The organism is Rothia sp. QJM3NY_36, from assembly GCF_056173115.1.
The window spans coordinates 1,299,604-1,324,409 of sequence record NZ_CM149658.1 but is presented as its reverse complement, the minus strand read 5'-3'; the positions used below and the strand labels follow the sequence as shown (position 1 = coordinate 1,324,409).

The window sequence follows — 24,806 nt, the reverse complement described above, 5'->3', positions numbered from 1 at the left end:
ACGCCAGGCCGGACGGAAACGGCCAGGGCCCCCGGCGGTGCGCCGGGGGCCCTGGTGTCAGTTCGAGCGGGGACGGAGGGTCAGTGCCACATGCCCAGGACGAACATCCATCCGCCGCCGACCAGGGACCAGATGAGGATGTTGGCCACCGAGGCGATGAACGAGACCCGGAACCACTCGCTGGTCGGCACGTACCCGGAACCGAAGATCACCCCGGCCGGCCCGGAGGCGTAGTGGCTGATGCCGCCGAAGAGGTTGCCGATGAAGCCCAGCGCCAGGGCCGCGAGCATCGGCGGGGTGCCGGTGGCGATCGCCGCCCCGAGGAACACCGAGTACATCGCGACGATCTGGGCGGTGTTGGAGGCGAACAGGTAGTGCACGTAGAAGTACACCAGGCTCAGCACCGCGAAGGCCGCGATCCACGGCAGCCCGCCGACCAGGGAGGCCACGCCGTGCCCGATCCAGTCGATCACGCCCAGGTCGTTCAGCTGGGTCGCCATGCCCACCAGCACGGAGAAGAAGATCAGCGTGGACCAGGCCCCGGAGTTCTTCGCCATGTCCTTCCAGGTCAGCACCTTGGTGACCAGCAGGATCGCGATGCCCAGGAAGGCCGCCGCGGTCGCGTTGACGTGCAGGGTGGTTCCCAGGACCCACAGCACCAGCAGGAGGATGAAGGTGGCCAGCATGATCCACTCGCCCCGGGACATCGGCCCGAGCTCGGCCAGCTCCTGCTTCGCCCGGGACGGGGCCTCGGGGGTCTGCTTCAGGGTCGGGGCGTAGATCTTGGACATCAGCCAGGGCATGACCGCCAGCGCCACCAGCCCCGGTACGATCGCGGCCAGGGCCCAGGTGCCCCAGGAGATCTCCACGCCCTGCTTCGCGGCGAAGCCCACGGCCAGCGGGTTGCCGGCCATGGCGGTGACGAACATCGCCGAGGTGATGGTGTTGACCTGGACGGAGGTCAGGGAGAGGTAGGAGCCCAGCCGACGGCGCGACTCGGCGTCGTCCGGGCGGGAGCCGTTGACCTCCGCCAGGGACTTGATGATCGGGTAGACGACGCCGCCGGCGCGCGCCGTGTTCGACGGGGTGGCGGGCGCGAGGATCAGGTCGGTCAGGGCCATCCCGTAGGACAGGCCCAGGGAGGACCTGCCCAGCACGGAGACGAACATCAGCGCGATGCGACGGCCCAGCCCGGTGATCAGGAAGCCGTCGGCGATGAAGAACGCCGCGACGATCAGCCAGATCGAGGCGTTGCCGAAGCCCTGCAGGGCCTCCTTGGAGGCGTCCATGGTGCCGGTGATCATGGCCGCGGCCAGACCGATCAGCGCCACGGAGGCGGTGGGCAGCGGCTGCAGGATGAGCCCGAGGATGGTCCCGGCGAAGATCCCGGCCATGTGCATGCCCCGCGGATCCACGCCGTCGGGTACGGGCAGGAAGTACACGACGACGGTGACCAGGAGGATCGCCGCGATCTTGATGATCATTCCCGTGGGCGGTCGCCTGGCTTCCGAAGCGGCGGTGGTGCTGGTCTTCTCGGCGCTCATCTGTTGCGGCCCTCCCGTGGCGATCTCGGCGTCGGTGCGCGGGCCCGGCGCCTTCGGCCGACGGCGGACCGAGCCCGTCCCCGATGCTACTCCGCCGGCACCCGCTTTCTGTTGTGTTTCCGTGGGTTCGTGTGCGTCTGTGGAGGGGGCGGCGAAGGATTCGCGACCGGGTCGCCTGTGCCAGACTGGAACCCATGCGCCTGCCCCGCCGCCGCGTCCGCGGCTCCTCGACCTCCGTCGTCGGCGCCGAGGCCCTGAACCTCGGCTACCGCATCATGGACCGGGTGCACGAGCACCGGGAGAGGGCCGCCCGCGAGGCCGGCAACGAACCCGTCATCGTGCCCTTCGTCGGCTACGGCACCACCTCCTGGGTGCGGGTGCTGTGCCGGACGCTGTACAAGACCCAGCTGTTCACCGAGCTCACGGAGATGCTCACCGGCAATCCCCGCCGCACCAGCGCGGCCCGCGGCTGGCGCTCCTTCACCTCCGTGCCCATCTCCGAAGCGCCGATCACGGTGCGCATCGAGGGCCGGGAGTTCCCAGTGCGGGCCGACGAGGGCGGGGTGCTGGACGTGCGCCTGCCCCTCGTGCTGGCCCCCGGCCAGCACCGGGTCACCCTGACCATGCCCGGTGCCGAGCCCACCGAGACCACGGTGTACGTGGTCCCGGACGGGCAGCGCATCGGGGTGGTCTGCGATGTGGATGACACCGTGATGGTCACCGCTCTGCCGCGCCCGCTGCTGGCGGCGTGGAACTCCTTCGTGCTCAGCGAGCACGCGCGCATGCCCACCCCGGGCATGCCCGTGCTGCTGGAGCGGATCCACCGGGCCCACCCCGAGGCGCCGATCATGTACCTGTCCACCGGGGCGTGGAACGTGGCCCCGGCGCTGCGCCGCTTCCTGTCCCGCAACGCCTACCCCGAGGGCACCCTGCTGCTCACCGAGTGGGGTCCTACTCGCACCCGCTGGTTCCGCTCCGGGGCCGAGCACAAGGTCGGCTCCCTGCGCCGGCTGGCCGAGGAGTTCCCGGACGTGCGCTGGATCCTCATCGGCGACGACGGGCAGCGGGACCCGGACGTGTACAACGGCTTCGCGCTGCGCTACCCGGACCGGGTGGCCGCCATCCTGATCCGCAACCTCACGGTGGGGGAGTCCGTGCTGGCCTCCGGGCGGGTGTGGAGCGATGACCGGGCCAAGCAGATCGCCGCCGGCTCCCTGTGGATGGAGGCCAACGACGGGGCGAGCCTGTCGGACAAGCTGGGCTCGGCCGGGCTGCTCTGACCCGGCCCGCGCCGAACGCTCCCACTACCCCCGTGAGGGGGTCCAGACGGGCAGATCCGGCTGTGAGATGTTCCATGCCGGGCCTCCCGACGGCGCGGCATCGGGGGCGCCGCTGTGGACAACCGAGACCGCCCCGCGGAAACCCGCGGCCGCGCCTGGGGATAACCCCGGACAGGGGTGTTGAGCACACTATCTGGGGGTCCTTGCGGGGGTCGCCACTAGATGTAGTATTGGAGCCGTTCCGCCGCCCACGAGCGCGACCCGCCGCATCAGGCCCGCGCGCACCCGTTCCGAGCGGATCCATCCCAGCAGTCTTCGGAGGAGCACCATGTCTGTGACCGTGTACACCAAGCCCGCCTGCGTCCAGTGCAACGCGACCTACCGCGCCCTGGACAAGCGGGGCATCTCCTACGACGTCGTCGACGTCACCGAGGACGCCGCCGCCCTCGAGCGGATCAAGGAACTGGGCTACCTGCAGGCCCCCGTCGTGATCACCGAGGACGACCACTGGTCCGGCTTCCGCCCGGACAAGATCGCCGCCCTGGAGGCCACGTTCGTCTCCTGAAGCCCCCGCCTGCACGCGCGGGCACCGGGCCGGTCGCCTTCCTCCACGAGCCGCCCGCGGACCGCGCACGCACCCCAGGACGCGCCCGCCCGACGTCGTCCACCGCACCACCCCTGTGAGGAATGAGGTCGAAGTGTCCACCGCCGCGGACTCATCGCACACCATCGATCCGAACACCCCGCCGCACCCCCGGGCTGCGGCACCGCAGGACCCCCTCGTCGTCTACTTCTCCTCGATCTCCGGCAACACCGCCAAGTTCGTGGCGAAGCTGGGCTTCCCCACCGTGCGCATCCCGCTGCGCACGGGGGAGGACACCCCGATCATGGACCGGCCGTTCGTCCTGTGCGTGCCCACCTACGGGCGTCCCCGCTCCGGGGAGACCATCCCGCCGCAGGTCATGAAGTTCCTGCGCGAGCCCCGCAACCGCGAGCTGATGCTCGGCGTGATGGGCGCGGGCAACACCAACTTCGGGGAGGACTTCGGCATCGCCGCGGACAAGATCGCCGCCAAGTGCCAGGTCCCCGTACTCTACAAATTCGAACTCATGGGCACGTCCGAGGACGTGACCCGCGCACACGAAGGACTCACCGCGTTTTGGACACGAAACTGCCCGCCGCTGCCGGCATGACCGACGAGGCCCCCGCCGCCGACAAGACCATCCCCGAGAAGTACAAGGGCCTGGGCTACCACGAGCTCAACGCCATGCTGAACCTCTACGACGCGAACGGCATGATCCAGTTCGACGCCGACCGGCAGGCCGCCCGCCAGTACTTCCTCCAGCACGTGAACACCAACACCGTGTTCTTCCACGACCTGGAGGAGAAGCTGGAGTACCTGGTGGAGAACCAGTACTACGAGCCGGAGGTCCTGGAGCAGTACAGCTTCGAGTTCATCAAGGGCCTGTCCAAGCTGGCCTACTCCAAGAAGTTCCGCTTCCCGACCTTCCTCGGCGCGTTCAAGTTCTACACCTCCTACACGCTGAAGACCTTCGACGGGCAGCGGTACCTGGAGCGCTTCGAGGACCGGGTGGTCATGGTCGCCCTGACCCTGGCCCGCGGCGACGAGCAGCTGGCCACCGAGCTGGTGGAGGAGATCATCTCCGGGCGCTTCCAGCCGGCCACCCCCACGTTCCTCAACGCCGGGAAGAAGCAGCGCGGTGAGCTGGTCTCCTGCTTCCTGCTGCGCGTGGAGGACAACATGGAGTCCATCGGGCGCTCCATCAACTCCGCCCTGCAGCTGTCCAAGCGCGGCGGCGGGGTGGCCTTCGCCCTGACCAACCTGCGCGAGTCCGGCGCCCCGATCAAGAAGATCCAGAACCAGTCCTCCGGGGTCATCCCCGTGATGAAGCTGCTGGAGGACTCCTTCTCCTACGCCAACCAGCTCGGGGCCCGCCAGGGCGCCGGGGCGGTGTACCTGCACGCCCACCACCCGGACATCTACAAGTTCCTGGACACCAAGCGGGAGAACGCGGACGAGAAGATCCGCATCAAGACCCTCTCCCTGGGCGTGGTCATCCCGGACATCACCTTCCAGCTGGCCAAGCGCAACGAGGACATGTACCTGTTCTCCCCGTACGACGTCGAGCGCGTCTACGGGATGCCGTTCTCGGACATCTCCGTCACGGAGAAGTACTACGAGATGGTCGATGACTCCCGGATCCAGAAGAAGAAGATCAACGCGCGGGAGTTCTTCCAGACGCTGGCGGAGATCCAGTTCGAGTCCGGCTACCCGTACGTGATGTTCGAGGACACGGTGAACCGGGCCAACCCCATCCAGGGCAAGGTCATCATGTCCAACCTGTGCTCCGAGATCCTGCAGGTCTCCGAGCCCTCCGCCTACGACGCGGACCTCGGCTACGCCGAGGTGGGCAAGGACATCTCCTGCAACCTGGGCTCCCTGAACATCGCCCACACCATGGACTCCCCGGACTTCGGCAAGACCATCGAGACCGCGATCCGCGGGCTCACCGCCGTGTCGGACATGTCCGACATCGACTCCGTGCCCTCGATCGAGCGGGGCAACCGGATGAGCCACGCCATCGGGCTGGGGCAGATGAACCTGCACGGCTACCTGGCCCGCGAGGAGGTGTACTACGGGTCCGAGGAGGGCATCGACTTCACGAACATCTACTTCTACACGGTGCTCTACCACGCGATCCGCGCCTCCAACCTGATCGCCAAGGAGCGGGGGGAGTCCTTCGTGGGCTTCGAGGACTCCGCGTACGCCTCCGGGGAGTTCTTCGACAAGTACATCCAGCGGGAGTGGGCCCCGGCCACGCAGAAGGTGCGCGAGATGTTCGACGGCGTGCACATCCCCACCCAGCAGGATTGGGAGCGGCTGCGCGAGCAGGTGCAGGCCCATGGGATGTACAACCAGAACCTGCAGGCCGTGCCGCCGACCGGGTCCATCTCCTACATCAACGGCTCCACCTCCTCGATCCACCCGATCGCCTCGAAGATCGAGATCCGCAAGGAGGGCAAGCTGGGCCGGGTCTACTACCCCGCCCCGTACCTGACCAACGACAACCTGGAGTACTACCAGGACGCCTACGAGATCGGGTACGAGAAGGTCATCGACACCTACGCCGCGGCCACCCAGCACGTGGACCAGGGCCTGTCCCTGACCCTGTTCTTCCGGGACACCGCGAACACCCGGGACATCAACAAGGCCCAGATCTACGCGTGGCGCAAGGGGATCAAGACGATCTACTACTCGCGGCTGCGCCAGCTGGCCCTGGAGGGCACCGAGGTCGAGGGCTGCGTGTCCTGCATGCTGTGAGCGGCCCCGCCCGCCGCCGTCGTCGAATCCGCCACCACGCACAAGGAGCACCGAGAACGCCATGATGAGCGAGAAGGTCGAACTGGTCCACCAGGTCGAGGCGATCAACTGGAACCGCCTCCAGGATGAGAAGGACCAGGAGGTCTGGGACCGGCTGGTCGGGAACTTCTGGCTGCCGGAGAAGGTCCCGCTGTCCAACGACGTCCAGTCCTGGAACACCCTGAACGAGGAGGAGAAGCAGCTGACCATGCGGGTCTTCACGGGCCTGACGCTGCTGGACACCATCCAGGGCACCGTCGGGGCCGTCTCCCTCCTGCCGGATGCGCTCACCCCGCACGAGGAGGCCGTGTACACGAACATCGCGTTCATGGAGTCGGTGCACGCGAAGTCCTACTCCTCGATCTTCTCCACCCTGGCCTCCACGAAGGAGATCGACGAGGTGTTCCGCTGGTCCCGGGAGAACCCGCACCTGCAGAAGAAGGCCAACATCGTCATGGACTACTACCAGGGCGAGGACCCGCTGAAGAAGAAGGTGGCCTCCACCCTGCTGGAGTCCTTCCTGTTCTACTCCGGGTTCTACCTGCCGATGTACTGGTCCTCCCACGCGAAGCTGACCAACACCGCGGACCTGATCCGCCTGATCATCCGCGACGAGGCCGTGCACGGCTACTACATCGGGTACAAGTTCCAGCGGGGCCTGGAGAAGGAGTCCCCGGAGCGCCAGCAGGAGATCAAGGACTACACCTTCGAGCTGCTGTTCGAGCTGTACGAGAACGAGGTGGCCTACACCCACAGCCTCTACGACGGCGTCGGGCTGTCCGAGGACGTGAAGAAGTTCCTGCACTACAACGCCAACAAGGCCCTGATGAACCTGGGCTACGAGGCGATGTTCCCGGCGTCGGTCACCGACGTCTCCCCGGCGATCCTCTCCGCCCTGTCCCCGAACGCCGACGAGAACCACGACTTCTTCTCCGGCTCGGGCTCCTCCTACGTGATCGGCAAGGCCGTGAACACCGAGGACGAGGACTGGGACTTCTGATCCGCTGAGCGGATCCTCCGGCGCCGAGGAGCCCGGCCCGCCCCCACCCGGGGGCGCAGACCGGGCTCCTCGGCGTCTCCGGTCTTTACGAGTGGCGCCGGGGCCCGCGGTCCTGTATGACGGAGATCATGAGCATTCCCGATCCCACCGAGCAGTTCGAGCGCGTGGACCGCCACGTCAAGGACAACGAGAAGACCCACGTGGTCATGCTGGCCACCCACTACACCAACCCCATCGCCGAGGTCTGGGACTCCCTCACCGAGCCGCAGCGCCTGGCCGACTGGTTCGGAACCGTCACCGGGGAGCTGCGCACCGGCGGGAGCTTCGCCGTCGAGGACCGCGGCGTCACCGGCACCATCCAGTACTGCGACCGCCACCGCGCCCTGCAGCTGGAGTGGACCGAGGCCGAGCGCACCGGCAAGGTCGCCGTCGCCGTGACCACCGGGGTCACCGGGACCTCAGTGACCGTGCGGCACACCGTGGCCGATGACCAGCGGTGGGGCCAGTACGGTCCCGCCGAGCTCGGCGTCGCGTGGGACGAGGCCCTGGCCGCCCTGGACGTGCACCTGTCCGGCAATATCGGGCACACCCGCGAAGTCCTCGAGCAGATCCACGCCGAACAGGGCAAGGATGCCCTGCGCGGCCGGCTCGTGGAGGCCTGGCGTCAGGAGCACGTGGCCGCCGGCGCCGAGGAGGATGACGCGCGGCAGCGTTCCGAGGCCGCGGCGCGGCTGCTCGGCTGAGCCGCCCGCTCATCCCTCCGTCGAGGCCCGCCCGCTGAGGTCAGATGACCTGCGGGCGGGTCCCACGCGGCAGCAGCCGGGCCAGCACCGTGCCGACGATGACGCCGATCGCTAGGTCATGGGTGGCCACCGTCAGTCCGACGGTGGCCACCAGCACCACGGTGACCGGCCAGGGGGAGCGCTTGAGGGTCCGCGGGGCCACCGAGCGCCAGTCGAAGGTGGTCACGGCGATGAACACCATCACCGCGGTCAGCGCCGCCATCGGCATCGCCGCCAGCAGGTCCGCGAGCACCAGGGCGAGCAGCAGCACCGAGCCGGCCGCGGCCAGCGTGGACAGGCGGGTCCGGGCCCGGCCGTGCCGGACGTTGATCATGGTCTGCCCGATCATCGCGCACCCGCCCATCGCACCGAAGCATCCCGCCGCGATGTTCGCCGCGCCCAGCGCCCAGGCCTCCCGGGTCTTATCCGAGCCCGTGCCGGTGATGTCATCGACCAGACGGGCGGTCAGCAGGGACTCCACCAGCCCGACCACGGCCATCGCGGCCGCGATCGGCACGATCGCCGTCCACGCGCCCGCATCCGTGGGCAGGCTCGGCAGCCCGAGGCTGGGCAGGCCGTGGGGCAGCGCGCCGCGGTCCCCGACGGTCGGCACCGTCCACCCCAGCAGCCACGCCGCGGCCGTCACCACGACGACGGCGGCCAGCGGCCCCGGCACGGCCGTGCTCAGGCGGGGGAGCAGGAAGACCACGAGCAGCCCGAGGGCCACCAGCGGGTACACCGCCCAGGGGACGCCGATCAGCTCCGGCAGCTGCGAGGTGAAGATCAGGATGGCCAGGGCATCCACGAACCCGCGCATCACCGCCGGCGGGATCAGCCGCATCAGCTTCGCCGCCCCGCACACCGCGAGCACCACCTGCAGCGCCCCGGAGAGGATGACGGCCAGCAGGTAGGCCTGCACCCCGTGGGAGCGGACCAGGGGAGCGGCGACCAGCGCGACCGAGCCGGCCGCGGCCGAGACCATGCCGGGGCGCCCGCCGAGCACCGAGGTCACCACCGCGACGATGACGGCGCCGTACAGCCCCATCCGCGGATCCAGCCCGGCCACCACCGCGAAGGCCGTGGACTCCGGGATCAGCGCCAGGGAGGTCATGAACCCGGCGGTCACCTCCCGTCCCAGCACCCGGGGGTGACGCAGCGCGTTGAGGACGGCGCCGCCTTCGGACGGGTCGGTCTGATCGCGCCCGGAAGACGGGGTGGCGGTGGGCACGGGCGGAGACCTCGGTTCGAGACGGGAATGAGGGGGGCGGCGCTGTTCGAGGATACCCCCGCGCCCGGGACGGGCACCTGCCCGGTGCCCCGAACCGGAATAGGGGCCACAGCGAGCGTCCGCGCTGGACTAGGCTGGCCGGGAATCGGGAGAAGGAGGCGCCGGTGCGCATCGAGCGGGTCGAGGCCGCGGCCCCGGGTGCCGCGGACTACGCGCGGACCCTGGAGCTGCTGCGCGCCGTCGGGCGCGGGGAGCACCCGGAGGTGCTGCGCCTGTCCCGTCCGGCGCCGGTGGTGGCCTTCGGGCGTCGGGATGAGCTGAACCCCGGCTTCGCCCGGGCGGCATCGTCCGCCGCGGCTCACGGCTTCGAACCGTGGGTGCGCAAGGTCGGCGGGCGGGCTGCGGCCTATCACCGGGACTGCCTGATCGTGGACCACCTGTGCCCTGACGCCGATGCCACCGGCGGCAACCAGCGCCGCTACCGCGAGTTCGGGGCGCTGTGGGCGCGGGCCCTGGCCGACCTGGGGGTCGACGCCGGGGTGGGGGAGCTGCCGGGCGAATACTGTCCCGGGGAGTTCAGCGTCCACGGCGCGGCCGGTGGCATCGGACTGACGAAGCTGGTGGGCACCGCGCAGCGGGTGGTGGCCGGCGCCTGGTGGTTCTCCGCCGCCGTCGTCGTGGACCGGCGGGAGCCGCTGGCCGCCGTGCTCACCGAGGTCTATGCGGCCCTGGGTCTCGAGCTGGATCCCGGCACCGTGGGAGCGGTCCGGCAGCTGATCCCCGAGGCGAGGATCGAAGACGTCGAGGATGCCGTGCTGGAACGCTACGCCGCGTGGGAGCGGGCTGCCCGGGGCGGGCTCGGGTGAGCGGGCGCGGTCGGCCTCATCGCCCGGATGGCGTGTGAGCTCGAAGTGCACACGGCGGATGGCATCGGGTCGGAGGTCTAAGGTGGAGGCCGAAGATCGGGATCGCGATGAGCAGGGTGAGCGTGATGAAGCCGGCCACCGTGCCGGCCGCCGACACGACGATCGCGGTGGCGCCCTGCCACTTGGCCTTCCGTCTCTGACACACGCCGATGATGCCCAGGAGTAGGCGATCGGCAGCAGGATCACGCCGAACAGCCCCAGCAGGGGGACACGGAGGAAGATCAGCTCGGTGCCGAGGATCGAGCAGACCAGCGCGATGATGCCGACGACGTTGGATCCGGTCCTTCCCGGCGGGAACGGGGGAGTCCCGTCGGGGACCTGCGGGTGGCCGCCCGGGAGGGGTAGGCCCGCGGGACCGGATTGCCAGCTCGGGTGGGGACCGTGGGGTGTCTCGGAGACGGGGCATCTCCCGCGGGGCGAGACGGGATGAGGGTGCACAGGACATTACCGGGTTCTCCCACGGTATGGGAGAGGCGACGTCGGCGTGGCATCGCGAGCCCGCGGAACACGGCGTGGAGGGGTCTTCGTCGCGTGGGAGCGGAAGAAGGACCATGTTGCGCGGCAGGGAAAATCCGGATGGACGCAAAGAGCCCCGGCATCGCTGGGATGTCGGGGCCCGAGGCGGATCGCGAGGGCGATCAGGAAACGAAGGTCACCTCATGGGTGTCCAAGCTGTCCGGATCGATGATCGACAGGTCGAAGCTGATGTCCGACGGATCGGCCACCTGGTAGACGACGTCGAAGGTCAGATCCTTGCCGGGCTGGATCTTCCCAGAAGGAATCTCGATGTTCTGCGCGGAATCGAAGACGGAGTCAGCCTGCTTTCCACCCGACTGGACCGTGGAGCTGATGCCCATGGCATCGATGGCCTTGTCGGTGCCGTTGTGCACGGTGATGGTGAACTTCCGAGCCTGTCCATCGCCCTGGACGGAAGCGCTTTCCGAGGGGGTGAACTCCTGCGGTTCGCCCACGGTGGCCTTGAGACCATCATCCCACTGGACGGTCTGGCCGAACTTGCCCGTCTCCTCGGCGGCGGAACCCGCCGCGGCGGAGGAGGACGCTGAAGTGGACGGCGAGGTATCACTATCCTGCACGGCGTCGTTGACGGCGTCGGCGATGACGAGGAAGAACACGAGCAAGCCGATCAGCGTCCCGACCACCGACACGATGATCGCGGTGATCCCTTGCCACTTGACCTTGCCCTTCAGGCACACGGCGACGATGCCCATGATGAAGCCCACCGGAAGCAGAATCCATCCCAGGGCCAAGATCCCGGGGATGCAGGCCAGGATGGTCCCGAGGATCGCGCAGATCATGGCGATGATGCCGACGACGTTGCGCGCCTTGCTCTGGGGCGCAACCTGGGGAGCGCCGTAGGGGGCCTGCGGGTAGCCGGCCTGCTGCTGGCCACTCTGGTGGGTGGGTGTGGGGTAGCCCTCGGGGGTGGGCTCCTGGCTCGGGTGGGAGCCGTGGGGGTTCTCGGACACGGGGGATCTCCTGTTGGTGCGAGATGGATGGGAACCCGAAGAACCTTACAGGTTTTTCCCAGGGTGTGGGGGAGGCGACGTCGGCGTGGCATGATGGCCGTCGGACGAGGGGAGACGCCGAGGACTGGGAGAGGGGGACCGGCGATGTGCGGACGCTACGTGATCGCCCGGGCGGCGGGGGACCTGCTGGCCGGGGTGGAGCTGGAGGAGAGCTGCGCGGACTACAACGTCGCACCCACGCACACGGTGCCCATCATCGTGGACCACGCCCAGGAGGACGGCACCTGGTCCCGCGCCATCCACCCGGCCCGCTGGGGCCTGCTGCCCCGGTGGGCGAAGGACGAGACCTTCTCCTCCCGGACCTTAAACGCCCGCAGCGAGACCGCCGCGACCAAGCCCGCCTTCCGCCACGCCGCCCGTGCCCAGCACTGCGCGATCCCCGCCAACGGCTACTACGAGTGGCTGCGCACCGAGGTTCCCGGCCGCAAGACCCCCGAGAAGACCCCGTACTACGTGCACCCTCCCGCCGAGGAGCAGAGCATCTACTTCGCCGGCCTCTACGACTGGTGGCGCATCCCCAGCGGCCCCGATGAAGGACAGTGGCTGCTCTCGGCGACCATCCTCACCATGGACTCGCCGTCCGCTGAGGAGGCCGATACCCGGAACTCCGAGACCCTGCGCCAGCTCTCCCGGCTGCACGACCGCCTGCCGATCCCCCTGGAGACCACCGGGGACCCGCAGGACGGGCTGAGCACCTGGCTGCGCACCGCCGCCGAGGGCGCCGAGGCCGCCCAGCGGGCCATCGACGCGGTGCGGGAACGAGCCTACGATGTCGCCGCCGCATGGCGCCTGCGCGAGGTGGGACCGGCCGTGGGCAGCCCCCGGAACAACGGGCCCGAGCTGCTGGAACCGGCGGGGCAGCGGCGGCTGCTCTGAGCAGTCACGGCAGACACAGCAGACCCGTCAGACGCGCGCGGGCCCGAGCGCACCTCGGTGCGATCGGGCCCGCGCGGCGGCGTCCCGTGGGAGCCTAGAGCTCATCCTCCTCGGGGAACCACCGGTGGAAGTCCAGGGTCAGGTACAGGGCCAGCGCCGCGGCGTTGTCCTCGCTGATCCGCAGGGCCACGTGCTCGAACCCCTCCTCCTTCAGCTCTGTGATGGCCACGCGCAGCAGCTGCTCGGCGAAGCCCTCCCGGCGCCGGGAGGACTCCGTGAACAGCTCGAAGATATACGGCGAATCCGGTAGGTCATCGCCCACCCGGGACTCCAGCACCAGGGCGGCGGCGATGATCCGGCCCGCATCATCCACCACCACGGGGGAGGCCTTCGGCAGCACCGCGCCGTACTCGCCGTCGAACATGTGGTGCAGGATCTCCAGAGCGTGGGCCTGGGAAGTCACCGAACCGTCATCGTAGGCCGTGAAGAACAGCCGGGCCAGGCCGTCGGCGTCCTGGCGGGCCACCGGACGGGTGCTGACCGTGACCGGGCGGGTGGACGTCCACGTGTCCCCGATCAGCGTGATCTTTCCGCTCATGGGTTGCTCCTTCCGGGAGAGGGTGCCTCGGGTCCCGCGCCGAGGATCGGGCGGGACCGGGGTGGGCGCCCGGGAACCTGCACGTCAGTGTACCCGGCGCCACATGGGGACCGGGCAGATGACCGTCTGCGTCCGCTCAGGGCCGCGTTCAGGGCCGCCCCGGACCTCACGCGGGCGACACCGGATTGCCCGGCAGGGCCCCGGCCCGGGTCAGGAGCTCACCCAGCCCGTGCAGCACCTCCCGGGAGTCGTTGCCCAGGGCGTCGTGGTGCAGCGTCGGGGAGGTCCACAGGTCCAGGGCGCCCACCGACGCCGCCGTCTGCCGGGCCGCGTCGAAGTCCACGTAGACGTCATGCTCATAGGCGCTGGCCGCCACCGGCACCTCGTTGCCCCGCAGGACCGAGAGGTCGTACAGCCGTCCCCAGTCCTCCTTGGCCGCCAGCAGCTCGGCGACTTCCCGCAGCCGGCGCAGCGCCGGGTCCAGGCGGAAGTGCCACGGCTGGATCATCTCCCCGGTGAACAGCAGCGGGCGGGCCGCCGGGGAGAACTCCGGCAGCTCCTTCCGCACCCGCTGCGCCGCCCACGCCGTCGCCGTGCCCGGGCCATCCGCGTAGATGGCCTCGTGCATCAGGGCGTACAGCGGGTGCCCCGTGAAGCCGACGACGCCGGCCGCCTCCGCCAGGAAGCCCTCCGCGAGGCCGTCCGGGCCCTCGGCGAAGGCCGACTCCAGCAGATAGTGCAGCCGGTGCACCCGGCCGGTGCCGCCCAGCAGCATCCCGACGCTCTGGAACCGCTCCGGGCTCAGCGGAGACCCATCCGGCAGCAGCACCTCCCGCCCCGCCAGCAGATCCGCGATGCGCCCGGCCCGCTCGGCATCCTCCGGGTACCAGGAGTGGAACTCCCGGCTGCGCTCGGCCATCCTTCGGTACGTCGCCCGGTAGACCTCCTCGGAGCTCCGATGGATCGGGGCCAGGCCCGCGGTCATCCAGCAGTGCAGCAGGGACTCCGGGGCGAAGGACAGATAGGTCAGGGTCAGAAAGCCGCCGAAGCTCTGCCCCAGGCTCGCCCACCGGGTCTCCGGCTCCCCGGCCAGCAGCGTCGCGCGCACCGCCTCCGCATCGGCCACGATGTCCGGAGCGCGGAAATGCTCCAGGTACGCCGCCTGCGCCGCGGCGTCGCCCTCCCGCGCCAGGGAACCTGCGCTGAGCGGGGTGGACAGGCCCGTGCCGCGCTGATCCAGCAGCACCACCCGGTAGTGCGGGGCGAGCAGCCCCAGCCACCCGGAATCCGACGCCGGGCGCGGCGAGGCCATGCCCGGCCCGCCCTGCAGATACACCAGATACGGCCGCCGCTGGACCGGCACCGGCGCCTCCGGATCCGTGCTCGAGGCCACCCGGGCGAAGACCTCGATCTCCCGGTCCGCCACCGCCTCCGGCACCGCCGGATCCTCCGGGTGGGTCCAAGCCCGGGCGTGGGCCAGCGGCACCCGGAACCGATGCTCGCTCAGCCGCAGGCTCCCGACCTCGTGCACGGGACCGGCCCGGTGGGGCACGGGTGCCGCACCGGGCACCGGCAGGACCCGGCTCATCGCCGTGCCCCCAAGGTGCCATCGAGAGGCGACTCCCCATCCAGCAGGTCCTCCGCGGCCTCCAGCGGTCCGGCCTCGGCGAAGGGACCGACGCGCCCGATGCGCAGCACCGGGGCGCCCGCCTCATCCGAGGCCGCCAGATCCACCACCGCCGTGATCCCGTGGTCGTAGGCCTCCTCCGGATCCGCGAAGGCCTGCCGCACCCGCCAGATCCCGGGCTGCGAGTCATCGATCATCAGGTGCTGCGGGGAGCGCGCCTGGGCATCGGTGAACAGGTCGTCGTAGGTCTCGAAGTACTCGTCCATCGCATCCGCCCACCGGTCGGCATCCCACCCGGAGTCCCCGTCCAGGGAGCCCAGGGTGCGCTCGCGCTCGTCGGCGAACAGCTCCACTCGCCGGAACAGGGCGTTGCGCACCATGACGCGGAAGGCCCGCGGGTTGTCCGTGACCTTCGGGGCGGATTCGGCCACCAGCTCCTCCAGGGATTCCGGCGCGGGTGCCGCGTCCTGCCCGGCGCTCATTCGCTCCCACTCGTCGATCAGGGAGTTGTCCGTCTGCCGGATCAGCTCGCCCAGCCACGCGATGAGATCCTCCAGCTGCTCGGTCAGCGCCGCCGGGGGCACCGTCTGGCGCAGGGCCCGGTAGGCGTCCGAGAGGTAGCGCAGCAGGATGCCCTCCGAGCGGGACAGCTCGTAGAACTGCACGTACTGGCCGAAGGACATGGCCCGCTCGTACATGTCCCGCACCACCGACTTCGGGGACAGCTCGAACTCCGCGATCCACGGCGCCCCGGAGCGGTAGGTCTCGAAGGCCTGCTCCAGCAGCTCGGCCAGGGGCTGCGGGTAGGTGATCCGGTCCGCGGCGTTCATCCGCTCCGTGTACTCCATGCCCTCGGCCTTCATCGCGGCGATGGCCTCCCCGCGGGCCTTGCGCTCCTGGCCGATGAGCACCTGCCGCGGGTCATCCAGGGTCGCCTCGATCACGGAGACGGCGTCCAGCGCGTAGTCCGGCGACTCCCGATCCAGCAGCTCCAGGGCCGCCAGGGCGAAGGGGGACAGCGGCTGGTTCAGCGCGAAGTCCTCCTGCAGCTGCACGGTCAGCGCCACCGGGCGGCCCTCCTCATCCGGGCGATCCAGGCGGCGCAGGACGCCGGCAGCCAGCAGCTCCCGGTAGATGCCCAGGGCCCGGCGGATCATCTCCCGCTGCCGGGCCGGGGTCTCGTGGTTCTCCCGCAGCAGCCGGCCGGCCGCGGCGAAGGGGTCCCCGGGCCGGTGCAGCAGGTTCAGCAGCATCGAGTGGGTCACCCCGAAGGAGCTGGTCAGCGGCTCAGGCTCGGCGGCCACCAGCTGCTCGAAGGTCTGGCGCGACCACGTCACGAAGCCCTGCGGGGGCTTCTTCCGCTTGCCCCGCAGGGACTGCTCGATCCGCTTCTCGTCCTCCCCGAAGCGGTTCCTGGCCTTCTCCAGCAGCTTCGCGTTCTCGATCTCGTGCTCCGGGGCCTGCACGACGACGGTCCCGGCCGTGTCATATCCGGCCCGCCCGGCCCGTCCGGCGATCTGGTGGAACTCCCGGGCCTTCAGCCGCCGGGTGCGGCGTCCGTCGAACTTGGACAGGGCCGTGATCAGCACCGTGCGGATCGGCACGTTGATGCCGACGCCGAGGGTGTCCGTGCCGCAGATGACCTTCAGCAGCCCGCGCTGGGCCAGCTGCTCGACCAGCCGCCGGTACTTGGGCAGCATCCCGGCGTGGTGCACCCCGATGCCGTGGCGCACCAGCTTGTTCAGGGTCTTGCCGAAGCCCGCCGAGAACCGGAAGCCCGCGATCGCCTCGGAGACCGCCTGCTGCTCCTCCTTGGACAGCACCGCGATGCTCATCAGCGCCTGGGCCTGCTCCATGGCCTGGGCCTGGGAGAAGTGGACCACGTACACCGGGGCCCGGTCCGTGCGCACCAGCTCCTCGATGGCCTCGTGCACGGGCTGCTCCGAGTAGTAGTAGTGCAGCGGGATCGGCCGCTCCGAGGAGGTCACGTAGGCCGTCTCCCGGCCCGTCAGCTCGCTCAGCTCCCGCCGGAACCGGGTCACATCCCCCAGGGTCGCGGACATCAGCAGGAACTGCGCCTGCGGCAGCTCCAGCAGCGGCACCTGCCACGCCCAGCCCCGCTGGGGATCCGAGTAGAAGTGGAACTCGTCCATGACCACCTGGCACAGATCGGCCCCCGCGCCCTCGCGCAGCACCACGTTCGCCAGGATCTCCGCGGTGCAGCACACGATCGGCGCACCGGCGTTGATCGAGGAGTCCCCGGTGACCATCCCGACGTTCTGCGCGCCGAAGATCGCGCACAGGTCGAAGAACTTCTCCGAGACCAGCGCCTTGATCGGCGCCGTGTAGTAGGAGCGCTGCCCGCGGGCCAGGCCCGTGAAGTGCGCGGCCACCGCGACCGTGGACTTCCCGGAGCCGGTCGGGGTGGCCAGGATGACGTTGGCCCCGGAGGCCAGCTCCAGCACCGCCTCCTCCTGCGCCGGGTACAGCTGCATCCCCCGGGAGTCGATCCACCGGGAGAAGCCGTCGGCGATCTCCTCCGCGGTCAGCGGATTCGAGGCGAAATCTCCCCGGAAGTAGCGGCGGTCGTCATCGGCGAGGCGGGGGTCCAGGGCTTCGAGCAGTCTCATCGGGCCCGAGTCTACCGACCCGCCCGGGTCGGCCCCGCTTGCGCCCGCCCGACCCGACCCCGCCGCCTCGGCCGGGTTGGGTCCCGCCGCCACCATACTGGAGAGGGAACGCACCCATCCCCACGACGACGGGAGTCCCCATGAGCATGCCCTCCGACCTCGAGATCGCCCAGCAGGCCCAGCCCCGGCCCATCGAGGAGATCGCCGCGACCGCCGGCATCGAGCGCGACCGGCTGGAGCCCTACGGCCGCCACGTCGCCAAGCTCCTGCCCGCCGCCGACGCCGCCCCCGAACGGCGTCGCGGCCGCTACGTCCTGGTCACCGCCATCACTCCGACGCCGCTGGGGGAGGGCAAGACCGCCACCTCCGTCTCCCTGGCCCAGGGCATGGCGCGCACCGGCCGCTCCGCGATGCTCACCCTGCGCCAGCCCTCCCTGGGCCCGACCTTCGGGATCAAGGGCGGGGCCGCCGGCGGCGGGTACTCGCAGGTCATCCCCATGGACAAGCTCAACCTGCACCTGACCGGGGACTTCCACGCCGTCACCGCCGCGCACAACATGCTCGCGGCGCTGCTGGACAACCATCTGCACCACGGCAACGCCCTGGACATCGACGAGCGCAGCATCACGTGGCGGCGCGTCCTGGACATCAACGACCGCTCCCTGCGCCACGTCGTCATCGGCCTGGGTGAGCGCCAGGACGGGGTCACCCGCCAGAGCGGCTTCGACATCACCTCGGCCAGCGAGATCATGGTCATCCTCTCCCTGGCCACGGATCTGGCGGATCTGAAGGCCCGGCTGGCCCGCATCGTCGTGGCCTCCACCCGGGACGGCGCGCCCGTGACCGCCGAGGACCTGAAGGCCGACGGCGCGCTGGCGGCCCTGCTGGCCGACGCGATCCACCCGAACCTGATGCAGACCCTCGAAGGGGTCCCCGCCCTGATCCACACCGGGCCCTTCGGCAACATCGCCACCGGCAACTCCTCGATCCTCGCCGACTACGCCGCCCTGGAGCACGCCGACTACGTCATCACCGAGGCCGGATTCGGAGCGGACATGGGTGCCGAGCGCTTCGTCAACGTCAAGTGCCGGGTCTCCGGGCTGACCCCGGACGCCGCGGTCCTCGTGGTCACCGTCCGGGCGCTGAAGGCCCACTCCGGACGCCACCGGATCGTGCCCGGCAAGCCCCTGCCCGAGGAGCTGCTGGCCGAGAACCCCGAGGACGTGCGCGCCGGGGCCCCGAACCTGCTCAAGCACCTGGCGATCCTGCGCGGCTTCGGCATCAGCGCCGTCGTGGCGATCAACGCCTTCCCTACCGACCACCCCAGCGAGCACGCCGTCATCCGGGAGATCGCCGAGCGGGCCGGGGCGCGGGTGGCCGTGCACGAGGGCGTGGCCCGCGGTGGAGACGGCGCCACCGAGCTGGCCGACGCCGTGGCCGAGGCCTGCGAGCAGCCGCACGAGCTGGTGCCCACCTACGCCCCCGAGGATTCCCTGACGGACAAGCTCGACGCCGTGGCCCGGAAGGTCTACGGGGCCGACGGGCTGGAGATCGCCCCGGCGGCTGCCCGCCAGCTGGCCCGCTGCGAAGAGCAGGGCTACGGGGACCTGCCCGTGGTCATCGCCAAGACGCACCTGTCCCTGACCGCGGATCCCACCCGGAAGGGCGCCCCCACGGGATGGCGCCTGCCCGTGCGGGAGGTGCGCCTGGCCGCCGGGGCCGGCTACGTCTACGCGATCTGCGGGACCATGCGCACCATGCCGGGGCTGTCCGCCTCCCCGGCGGCCGAGCGCATCGGGCTCGACGCCGACGGCGCCGTGCACGGGCTGTTCTGAGCCGGTTCAGGCGCGACGACGCCCCGTCGACCGCTCGCACGAGGGCGGTCGACGGGGCGTCGCGGCGTCGTCGGGAGGGCGGGGGAGGGATCAGCGATCGGCCGAGACCACGCTCCCGGCTGCCGATCCGCGGCTCACCAGCCGCGCCGCTCCCACTCGTCCAGGTGCGGGCGCTCGGCTCCCAGAGTCGTGGACTCGCCGTGACCGGGCAGGATGAGGGTGTCGTCGTCGTAGACGTCGAAGATCTTGGTGCGCACATCGTGCAGCAGGGCGCGGAAGGCCTCGGGAGAGTCGGTCTTGCCCACCCCGCCGGGGAACAGGGAGTCGCCCGTGAAGATCACGGTGCGCCCGGCCGGGTCCTCGTAGGCCAGGGCGATCGAGCCGGGGGTGTGCCCGCGCAGCTCGATGACCTTGAGGGAGAAGCCCTCCAGATCCGCGGTGTCCCCGTCCTGGAAGGTGATGTCCATCGGCACGTCGATGTCCTGCTCGTCCCGCGCCCCGCAGGCGGTCAGGGCCTCCGAGCGGGAGCGGATCTCCGCCAGCGCCCGCACGTGATCCCAGTGCGAATGCGTGGTCACGATCAGCTGCACGTTGCCGCAGCAGGTGCAGGACCCGGAGACGTCCTCGCGCCCGGCGGCCACCAACCCGGAGATCCGCTCCGGCTCATCGGCCGCGTCGATCAGCAGCTGGGCCCCGGTGGAGCGGCAGGTCATCAGGTACACGTTGTTGTCCATCGAGGAGACGCTGATCCACCGGATCGTCACCTCGGACAGGTCGAGCTTCTCGGTCGCGAGTGCCATCATGCGCACGATTCTAGGGCCCCGCGGCCCCGCCCCCGCAACACGCGCGTGACGCACGCGCAACGCGACCGCCCCTCCGCACCCGTGGACCCGCGCCCGTGAGCCTCGGACACGCCGCGACCCCTGCCGGGCTCATGGGGCGCGGAAGGGGCGGGCCGGTGCGTTCGCCGGTGAGGGAAATCCGCCCGGCGGTCGTTCCGGACAGCTTCGCGAGCCGTAGAATAGATCTTCGAATGCCCGGCGACCGCGCCGCCCCCAACCCGGAAGGGAGCCCTCCCGCACCCATGAGCACCACCGCCGCCGCGCCCGCCGCGGGCGCCCAGGACCCCACCGAGATCATCGTCAAGGGGGCGCGGGAGAACAACCTGCGCACCGTGGACCTGCGGATCCCCCGCAACGCCATGGTGGTGTTCACCGGTCTGTCCGGCTCCGGCAAGTCCTCCCTGGCCTTCGACACCATCTTCGCCGAGGGCCAGCGCCGCTACGTCGAATCCCTGTCCGCCTACGCCCGGATGTTCCTCGGCCAGGTGGACAAGCCCGACGTCGACTTCATCGAGGGCCTGTCCCCGGCGGTGTCCATCGATCAGAAGTCCACCTCCAAGAACCCCCGCTCGACGGTCGGCACCATCACCGAGATCTACGATTACATGCGCCTGCTCTGGGCGCGCATCGGGCACCCCCACTGCCCGGTCTGCGGGGAGCCGATCGAGAAGCAGACCCCGCAGCAGATCGTGGACCAGCTGATGACCCGCCCGGAGCGGACCCGCCTGCAGGTCCTCGCCCCGGTGGTCCGCGCCCGCAAGGGCGAGTTCCAGGACCTGTTCTCCTCCCTGGCCCAGCAGGGCTACTCCCGGGCCGTGGTGGACGGGGAGCAGATCCGACTCACCGAGCCGCCGAGCCTGAAGAAGCAGTACAAGCACACCATCTCCGTGGTCGTGGACCGCATCGCCATCAAGGACTCCGCCCACCAGCGGCTCACGGACTCCATCGAGACCGCCCTGGGTCTGGCCGAGGGGCGAGTGACCATCGACTGGGTGGACGAGCCCGAGGACTCCGAGGCGCGCAGCCGCACCTACAGCGAGAACCTCGCCTGCCCCAACGGCCACGAGCTGGGCCAGACCGAGATCGAGCCGCGCTCCTTCTCCTTCAACAGCCCCTTCGGCGCCTGTCCCGAGTGCGACGGCATCGGCTCCCGGCTGGAGGTCGACGAGTCCCTGGTGGTCCCCGACCCGGAGAAGACCCTGGGGGAGGGGGCCATCGCCCCGTGGTCCCAGGGCAAGTCCACCACCGAGTACTGGCTGCGTCTGCTCGGCGGGCTCGGCCGGGAGGTCGGCTTCGACCTGAACACCCCGTGGGAGGAGCTGCCGAAGAAGGCCCGCCGGGCGATCCTGCACGGCAAGGACTTCAAGGTGGAGGTCGCCTACCGCAACCGCTTCGGCCGCGAGCGGCGCTACACCTCCGGCTTCGAGGGCGTCTACGCGTACATCCAGCGCAAGCACGAGGAGACCGAGTCCGACTGGGCCAAGGACCGCTACGAGCAGTACATGCGCCAGACCCCGTGCCCGGCCTGCGGCGGCGCCCGGCTGAACCCGACGATGCTCGCGGTGCACGTGGGCGGGAAGTCCATCGCCGAGGTCACCGCGATGCCGATGACCGGGGCCCAGGAGTTCATGGCCGGGCTGCGCCTGGATGAGCGCGAGCGGCACATCGCCGAGCAGGTGCTCAAGGAGATCAATGCCCGGCTGCAGTTCCTGCTCGACGTCGGCCTGGACTACCTGACCCTGGACCGGGCGGCCGCGACCCTGTCCGGCGGGGAGGCCCAGCGCATCCGCCTGGCCACCCAGATCGGCTCCGGGCTGGTCGGGGTCCTCTACGTCCTGGACGAGCCCTCGATAGGCCTGCACCAGCGGGACAACCGGCGGCTGATCGAGACCCTGACCAAGCTGCGGGACATGGGCAACACCCTGATCGTCGTGGAGCACGATGAGGACACCATCCGGGAATCCGACTGGGTGGTCGACGTCGGACCCGGCGCGGGCGAGCACGGCGGGCGCATCGTGCACTCCGGGCCGTACCGGCAGCTGCTGGAGAACCGGGAGTCCCTGACCGGGGCCTACCTGTCCGGGCGCCGTCAGATCGCGGTGCCCGCGCGGCGGCGCCCGGTGGACCGCAAGCGGATGGTGAAGGTGGTCGGGGCGAAGGAGAACAACCTGCGCGACGTCACGGTGTCCTTCCCCCTGGGCGTGCTCACCGCCGTCACCGGGGTCTCCGGCTCGGGCAAGTCCACCCTGGTCAACGACATCCTCTACACCGCGCTGGCCAACCGGCTCAACGGCGCCAAGCAGGTTCCGGGTCGGCACCGGCGGGTGGAGGGCCTGGAGCACCTGGACAAGATCGTGCACGTGGATCAGAGCCCCATCGGCCGGATGCCCCGCTCCAACCCCGCCACCTACACGGGGGTCTTCGACCACATCCGGCGGCTGTTCGCCGAGACCAACGAGGCCAAGGTGCGCGGCTACCAGCCGGGGCGCTTCTCCTTCAACGTCAAGGGCGGGCGCTGCGAGGCCTGCGCCGGGGACGGGACGCTGAAGATCGAGATGAACTTCCTGCCCGACGTGTACGTGCCGTGCGAGGTCTGCCACGGGGCCCGGTACAACCGGGAGACCCTGGAGATCCGCTACAAGGGCAAGAACATCGCCGAGGTGCTGGACATGCCCGTGGAGGAGGCCGCCGAGTTCTTCTCCGCCTTCACCCCGATCGCCCGGCACCTGAACACCCTCGTCGACGTCGGGCTCGGCTACATCCGGCTGGGTCAGCCCGCCCCCACCCTCTCCGGGGGTGAGGCCCAGCGGGTCAAGCTCGCCTCCGAGCTGCAGAAGCGCTCCAACGGGCGGACCATCTACGTGCTGGATGAGCCGACCACGGGCCTGCACTTCGAGGACATCGCCAAGCTGCTCAAGGTCCTGCAGTCCCTCGTGGACAAGGGCAACACCGTCCTGACGATCGAACACAACCTGGACGTCATCAAATCCGCGGACTGGATCGTGGACATGGGTCCGGAGGGCGGCTCCGGCGGCGGGCAGGTCATCGCCCAGGGCACCCCGGAGCAGGTCGCCCAGGAGCCGGGCAGCCACACCGGGCGCTTCCTGGCGGAGATCCTCGGGGCCGACGACGACGGGCACGGCGCGTGAGCGGCGCTCCCGCCGGATCCGTCCCGGCGGTGCTGTTCGACCTGGACGGGACCCTGCTGGATCCGGCCGGGGCCATCACCGAGACCATCGCCGAGGCCATCCAGGCCCAGGGCCATCCGCGCCCGGAGGAGGCCACGCTGCGCCGGTTCGTAGGGCCGCCCGCCTCGGTGGGCCTGGAGCGGCACACGGACCTCTCCCCGGCCGAGCGCCGCGCCGCCCTGGCCGCCTACCGCGAGGCGTATCCCGCCCGGGCTGCCCGGGACTCCCGGCTCTACCCCGGGGTGGCGCAGCTGCTGCGGGACCTGCGCGCCGCGGGGGCCGCGGTGGCCCTGGCCACCCAGAAGCCGCAGCCCAGCGCCGAGCGGATCGCCGCGCACTTCGGGCTGGACGCCCTCGCGGACGTCATCTCCGGGGCGAGGGATGAGCTGCGCTCGGAGACCGCCCACCTGCCCGTGGACAAGGCCGGGGTCATCGCCCGCGCCCTGGACCTGCTGGCCCGGCGCGGGCTGGCGGCCGATCCGCGGCGCACCGTGATGGTCGGGGACCGGGAGTACGACGTCGAGGGCGCCCGGGTCCACGGCCTGGACTGCGTCGGGGTGGCCTGGGGGTTCGCCGCCCCCGGAGAGCTCACCGCACACGGGGCCGCCGCCGTCGCGGAGGACGTCGACGCGCTGCGGGCCCAGCTGGCCCGGCGCTGCGACCTGCGGCTGGAGGGGACGGGATGACCTCGCCGCCGTGACGTGCCGCGCCCGGGGGTGGGAGCCGGTGTCGGGGAAATGTACAGTGTTCATGACACGCGCACCACACCGGCGAGGTCGCCGGCTCGGATGAGGGAAGGACCCTGACCAGACCCATGGAGAAGCTGTACCGGCTGACGCAGACGGCCGTGACCGGCCTGATCAAGACCGTCTTCCGGGCCAGGGTCACCGGTCTGAAGCGCTTCCCCGCCTCCGGTCCCGTGATCGTGGCCTCCAACCACCGGGCCTTCCTGGACTCCGTCATCATCTCCGCGCTCATGCCGCGGCGGGTGGCCTTCCTGGCGAAGGCCGAGTACGTGAACTCCCCGGGGTTCAAGGGTCGGCTGATGAAGCGGATCTTCGAGCTGATCGACATCATCCCCGTGAACCGCGCGGATCAGATCGAACGGCTCAAGGCCCTGGAGATCGGCCTGGAGCGCCTGGAGCGCGGCGGGGTCTTCGGGATCTACCCGGAGGGCACCCGCTCCCTGGACGGCTACCTCTACCGCGGCAAGATCGGGGTGGCGTGGCTGGCGCACATGACCGGCGCCCCCGTCGTCCCCGTCGGGCTGATCGGCACCGAGCGGATCCAGCCGCCCGGCACGAAGCTGCTGCGCCCGGTGCGCTTCACGGTGCGCGTCGGCGAGCCGATGAGCTTCGAGAAGCTCGGCGAGAAGCAGTCCGGGGCCCAGCGGCGGGCCACCACGGACGCGATCATGGACGAGATCGCCCGCCTGTGCGGGCAGCCGCGCAAGAACGAATACAACACCTCGCCCTCCCTGGCCAAGGACGCCGGCGCCTGACGTCCCGCGGGGAGGACCCG

The 24,806-nt window shown here is 70.4% G+C and carries 19 protein-coding genes; 12 read left to right on the top strand and 7 right to left on the bottom strand.

Annotated features, from left to right (window positions below; translation table 11 throughout):
• Positions 1-80: 80 nt before the first annotated feature.
• Positions 81-1,544 carry an anion permease gene (locus tag AC0VXQ_RS05790; RefSeq protein WP_196826317.1) on the bottom strand — a complete coding sequence of 488 codons (1,464 nt, stop codon included), beginning with the start codon at positions 1,542-1,544 and terminating at the stop codon, positions 81-83.
• 194 nt (positions 1,545-1,738) lie between these two features.
• Between AC0VXQ_RS05790 and AC0VXQ_RS05785 the strand changes: the two genes are divergently transcribed.
• From AC0VXQ_RS05785 to AC0VXQ_RS05760, 6 genes are all read left to right on the top strand, one after another.
• Positions 1,739-2,824 (top strand): App1 family protein, encoded by a 1,086-nt coding sequence (locus AC0VXQ_RS05785; protein WP_196826316.1) that lies wholly within the window; start codon positions 1,739-1,741, stop codon positions 2,822-2,824.
• 328 nt (positions 2,825-3,152) lie between these two features.
• On the top strand, positions 3,153-3,389 hold the full coding sequence (nrdH, locus tag AC0VXQ_RS05780; protein WP_058730947.1) for a glutaredoxin-like protein NrdH: 237 nt from the start codon (positions 3,153-3,155) through the stop codon (positions 3,387-3,389).
• Positions 3,390-3,522: 133 nt separating this feature from the next.
• A complete protein-coding gene (gene nrdI / locus AC0VXQ_RS05775) occupies positions 3,523-4,017 on the top strand; it encodes a class Ib ribonucleoside-diphosphate reductase assembly flavoprotein NrdI (protein ID WP_328798541.1) in 495 nt (164 codons plus the stop codon).
• Positions 4,014-6,167: a class 1b ribonucleoside-diphosphate reductase subunit alpha gene (nrdE, locus tag AC0VXQ_RS05770; RefSeq protein WP_058730955.1), complete on the top strand. Its 2,154-nt coding sequence runs from the start codon at positions 4,014-4,016 to the stop codon at positions 6,165-6,167. The genes nrdI and nrdE overlap by 4 nt, the downstream gene beginning before the upstream one ends.
• 64 nt (positions 6,168-6,231) lie before the next feature.
• Entirely contained in the window at positions 6,232-7,206 is a 975-nt protein-coding gene (nrdF, locus tag AC0VXQ_RS05765) for a class 1b ribonucleoside-diphosphate reductase subunit beta (protein WP_058730954.1), read from the top strand.
• A 128-nt stretch (positions 7,207-7,334) separates the two neighbouring features.
• Positions 7,335-7,949 carry an SRPBCC domain-containing protein gene (locus AC0VXQ_RS05760; protein ID WP_165869961.1) on the top strand — a complete coding sequence of 205 codons (615 nt, stop codon included), beginning with the start codon at positions 7,335-7,337 and terminating at the stop codon, positions 7,947-7,949.
• Between the two features lie 40 nt (positions 7,950-7,989).
• Here AC0VXQ_RS05760 and AC0VXQ_RS05755 read toward each other — a convergent pair whose 3' ends face one another.
• Positions 7,990-9,216, bottom strand: coding sequence for a SulP family inorganic anion transporter (locus tag AC0VXQ_RS05755; RefSeq protein WP_061225649.1), 1,227 nt, complete (start codon positions 9,214-9,216; stop codon positions 7,990-7,992).
• Positions 9,217-9,380: 164 nt separating this feature from the next.
• On the opposite strand from AC0VXQ_RS05755, the gene AC0VXQ_RS05750 reads away from it, so the two are divergent.
• Positions 9,381-10,082 carry a lipoate--protein ligase family protein gene (locus tag AC0VXQ_RS05750; protein ID WP_058730944.1) on the top strand — a complete coding sequence of 234 codons (702 nt, stop codon included), beginning with the start codon at positions 9,381-9,383 and terminating at the stop codon, positions 10,080-10,082.
• 698 nt (positions 10,083-10,780) lie between these two features.
• On the opposite strand, the gene AC0VXQ_RS05745 is transcribed toward AC0VXQ_RS05750, so the two are convergent.
• Positions 10,781-11,629, bottom strand: a complete 849-nt coding sequence (locus tag AC0VXQ_RS05745) for a tripartite tricarboxylate transporter TctB family protein (RefSeq protein ID WP_058743674.1) — start codon at positions 11,627-11,629, stop codon at positions 10,781-10,783.
• A gap of 144 nt (positions 11,630-11,773) precedes the next feature.
• On the opposite strand from AC0VXQ_RS05745, the gene AC0VXQ_RS05740 reads away from it, so the two are divergent.
• Positions 11,774-12,565, top strand: coding sequence for an SOS response-associated peptidase (locus AC0VXQ_RS05740; protein ID WP_475527948.1), 792 nt, complete (start codon positions 11,774-11,776; stop codon positions 12,563-12,565).
• Between the two features lie 94 nt (positions 12,566-12,659).
• Here the strand turns inward: AC0VXQ_RS05740 and AC0VXQ_RS05735 are convergent, their stop codons facing one another.
• From AC0VXQ_RS05735 to AC0VXQ_RS05725, 3 genes are all read right to left on the bottom strand, one after another.
• Positions 12,660-13,163: a GNAT family N-acetyltransferase gene (locus AC0VXQ_RS05735; RefSeq protein ID WP_058731696.1), complete on the bottom strand. Its 504-nt coding sequence runs from the start codon at positions 13,161-13,163 to the stop codon at positions 12,660-12,662.
• A gap of 166 nt (positions 13,164-13,329) precedes the next feature.
• Positions 13,330-14,751, bottom strand: coding sequence for an alpha/beta fold hydrolase (locus AC0VXQ_RS05730; RefSeq protein WP_475527947.1), 1,422 nt, complete (start codon positions 14,749-14,751; stop codon positions 13,330-13,332).
• The gene (locus AC0VXQ_RS05725) at positions 14,748-17,420 is read right to left on the bottom strand and encodes a DEAD/DEAH box helicase (RefSeq protein ID WP_475527946.1); all 2,673 of its coding nucleotides are present in this window, start codon (positions 17,418-17,420) and stop codon (positions 14,748-14,750) included. Before AC0VXQ_RS05725 ends, AC0VXQ_RS05730 begins: the two co-directional genes overlap by 4 nt.
• A 140-nt stretch (positions 17,421-17,560) precedes the next feature.
• Here AC0VXQ_RS05725 and AC0VXQ_RS05720 point away from each other — a divergent pair, with 140 nt between their 5' ends.
• Positions 17,561-19,255 carry a formate--tetrahydrofolate ligase gene (locus AC0VXQ_RS05720; protein ID WP_196826265.1) on the top strand — a complete coding sequence of 565 codons (1,695 nt, stop codon included), beginning with the start codon at positions 17,561-17,563 and terminating at the stop codon, positions 19,253-19,255.
• A 134-nt stretch (positions 19,256-19,389) separates the two neighbouring features.
• Here the strand turns inward: AC0VXQ_RS05720 and AC0VXQ_RS05715 are convergent, their stop codons facing one another.
• Positions 19,390-20,058: an MBL fold metallo-hydrolase gene (locus AC0VXQ_RS05715; RefSeq protein WP_100462935.1), complete on the bottom strand. Its 669-nt coding sequence runs from the start codon at positions 20,056-20,058 to the stop codon at positions 19,390-19,392.
• 281 nt (positions 20,059-20,339) lie between these two features.
• Between AC0VXQ_RS05715 and uvrA the strand changes: the two genes are divergently transcribed.
• The 3 genes from uvrA (at position 20,340) to AC0VXQ_RS05700 (ending at position 24,786) form a co-directional block, all read left to right on the top strand.
• A complete protein-coding gene (gene uvrA, locus AC0VXQ_RS05710; RefSeq protein WP_064725489.1) occupies positions 20,340-23,246 on the top strand; it encodes an excinuclease ABC subunit UvrA in 2,907 nt (968 codons plus the stop codon).
• A complete protein-coding gene (locus AC0VXQ_RS05705) occupies positions 23,243-23,971 on the top strand; it encodes an HAD family hydrolase (RefSeq protein WP_196826263.1) in 729 nt (242 codons plus the stop codon). Before uvrA ends, AC0VXQ_RS05705 begins: the two co-directional genes overlap by 4 nt.
• Positions 23,972-24,099: 128 nt before the next feature.
• Positions 24,100-24,786, top strand: a complete 687-nt coding sequence (locus tag AC0VXQ_RS05700; RefSeq protein ID WP_061225644.1) for a lysophospholipid acyltransferase family protein — start codon at positions 24,100-24,102, stop codon at positions 24,784-24,786.
• Positions 24,787-24,806 lie beyond the last annotated feature (20 nt).

Excerpts from the sequence above, each read along its gene's own strand:
- AC0VXQ_RS05790 (WP_196826317.1), bottom strand. The coding sequence starts at position 1,544 with ATGAGCGCCGAGAAGACCAGCACCACCGCCGCTTCGGAAGCCAGGCGA.
- AC0VXQ_RS05785 (WP_196826316.1), top strand. The coding sequence starts at position 1,739 with ATGCGCCTGCCCCGCCGCCGCGTCCGCGGCTCCTCGACCTCCGTCGTC.
- nrdH (WP_058730947.1), top strand. The coding sequence starts at position 3,153 with ATGTCTGTGACCGTGTACACCAAGCCCGCCTGCGTCCAGTGCAACGCG.
- nrdE (WP_058730955.1), top strand. The coding sequence starts at position 4,014 with ATGACCGACGAGGCCCCCGCCGCCGACAAGACCATCCCCGAGAAGTAC.
- nrdF (WP_058730954.1), top strand. The coding sequence starts at position 6,232 with ATGAGCGAGAAGGTCGAACTGGTCCACCAGGTCGAGGCGATCAACTGG.
- AC0VXQ_RS05760 (WP_165869961.1), top strand. The coding sequence starts at position 7,335 with ATGAGCATTCCCGATCCCACCGAGCAGTTCGAGCGCGTGGACCGCCAC.
- AC0VXQ_RS05740 (WP_475527948.1), top strand. The coding sequence starts at position 11,774 with ATGTGCGGACGCTACGTGATCGCCCGGGCGGCGGGGGACCTGCTGGCC.
- AC0VXQ_RS05735 (WP_058731696.1), bottom strand. The coding sequence starts at position 13,163 with ATGAGCGGAAAGATCACGCTGATCGGGGACACGTGGACGTCCACCCGC.
- AC0VXQ_RS05730 (WP_475527947.1), bottom strand. The coding sequence starts at position 14,751 with ATGAGCCGGGTCCTGCCGGTGCCCGGTGCGGCACCCGTGCCCCACCGG.
- AC0VXQ_RS05725 (WP_475527946.1), bottom strand. The coding sequence starts at position 17,420 with ATGAGACTGCTCGAAGCCCTGGACCCCCGCCTCGCCGATGACGACCGC.
- AC0VXQ_RS05720 (WP_196826265.1), top strand. The coding sequence starts at position 17,561 with ATGAGCATGCCCTCCGACCTCGAGATCGCCCAGCAGGCCCAGCCCCGG.
- AC0VXQ_RS05715 (WP_100462935.1), bottom strand. The coding sequence starts at position 20,058 with ATGATGGCACTCGCGACCGAGAAGCTCGACCTGTCCGAGGTGACGATC.
- uvrA (WP_064725489.1), top strand. The coding sequence starts at position 20,340 with ATGAGCACCACCGCCGCCGCGCCCGCCGCGGGCGCCCAGGACCCCACC.
- AC0VXQ_RS05700 (WP_061225644.1), top strand. The coding sequence starts at position 24,100 with ATGGAGAAGCTGTACCGGCTGACGCAGACGGCCGTGACCGGCCTGATC.